This is a genomic window from Cobetia sp. UCD-24C (assembly GCF_001306765.1).
Lineage (GTDB): Bacteria > Pseudomonadota > Gammaproteobacteria > Pseudomonadales > Halomonadaceae > Cobetia > Cobetia amphilecti.
Genome location: NZ_LJTD01000042.1, coordinates 1 through 751, shown reverse-complemented (window position 1 = coordinate 751; position 751 = coordinate 1). Strand labels below are relative to the sequence as shown.

The 751-nt window shown below is 54.1% G+C and carries 1 protein-coding gene; it reads left to right on the top strand.

The features are described 5' to 3' along the window. Positions 1-751 (top strand): M48 family metallopeptidase (locus tag AOG28_RS17465; RefSeq protein ID WP_152965478.1); only part of this gene is annotated, 751 nt, incomplete at both ends.

Below are 751 nucleotides of genomic sequence, written 5' to 3'. Positions count from 1 at the left end.
GCCTAGTGAAATGGCTGCAGCTTCGTCCTGGCGGGCATGTGGTGGCTGAAAGCTTAGGTGGCATCCAACTCGCACCTGATAGCAGCGACCCACTAGAACGACGTGTTCTTAATGTGGTTGAAGAAATGGCTATCGCCGCCAACTTACCGGTACCAGCAGTCTATCTACTCCCCAACGAAGCCGGTATTAATGCCTTTGCCGCTGGCTACGAAACCAAAGATGCTGCCATCGGCCTTACTCGTGGTGCCGTTGAAACCTTTTCACGCGAACAGTTGCAAGCAGTGGTCGCCCACGAGTTCAGCCATATCCTTAATGGTGATATGCGGCTCAATATTCGCTTAATTGCCGCCCTAGCCGGTATTCTTTCGTTAACCCATTTGGGTTACATGCTGCTGCGTTCGTCGCGCTTTAGTTCGCGGCGCAACAATAAAAATGCACTACCTTTAGTGGGCGTGGCGCTGCTGGTAGTAGGCAGCATTGGGGTATTCTTCGGGCAGTTGATTAAAGCTGCCGTGAGTCGCCAGCGTGAATATTTAGCCGATGCTGCAGCGGTGCAATTTACCCGCAATCCCGAAGCGCTTGCCGGCGCCCTACAGCAAATTGGCGCGCGCCAGCATGGCAGTCGCGTGCACCATAGCAACGCCGACGAGGCCTCTCACTTATTTTTCGGCCAAGCACTCAGCTCTTGGTTTACTTTGATGGCAACGCATCCACCGCTAGCGCAACGCATCAAACGCCTTACTCCCCACTG